Annotated in this window: 1 protein-coding gene; it reads left to right on the plus strand. The window is 58.3% G+C overall.

Going from position 1 to position 636, the window contains the following annotated elements; translation table 11 throughout:
- Positions 1 to 636: ABC transporter permease (locus AC1DU6_RS34530; protein ID WP_477862999.1), on the plus strand; the 636-nt coding region annotated here is incomplete at both ends.

A 636-nucleotide genomic window follows, 5' to 3' on the forward strand; every position in this document is an offset into this window, starting at 1 on the left:
GTATATCCTATCTACACTGCGCCGCCATCGCATTATCGCCGCCCTGATCGTGCTCGAAGTAGCAATGACCTGTGCGATCGTCACAAATGCGCTGCACTTGATGCGGACCCGTATCGACCGCATCCTCACGGACAGTGGGTTGGTCGAGTCCGAGCTTTTTGTGCTGGAGACGCGTCACCGCCAGACGATAAGCAGGGCGAGCGCCGCGGCGGAGGATTTGTTGCGCTTGAGGGCGCTGCCGGGCGTGAAGGCCGCCACTGCGACCAATCAAGTTGTCTATGGTAGCGGGGGCAGCAACCACAGCGTCCAAGCGGCTCAGGGCGACAAGGTCCACAAGAGCGAGCAAATCGGCGCCTCACAATATTTTGGTGACGAACAGTGGCTACCGACCCTTGGTCTTAACCTCGTCGAAGGCCGTAATTTCACCTCCGATGAGGTACAGGATGTCGACAAATTCATGAGTGGACAGGCCCGCATTGGCCAAATCATTATCAACAAAGCACTGGCGGACAGGCTCTTCCCGAGGCGCTCTGCACTCGGACAAACTGTCTACGTGTTCGGCCCGGAGCCGTCCACGGTCATCGGCGTCGTCGAAACGATGACGCATCCTGCCCTATATCGTGCAGGCTATGGAGC

The sequence above is a fragment of the Roseateles sp. P5_B10 genome (assembly GCF_056400485.1).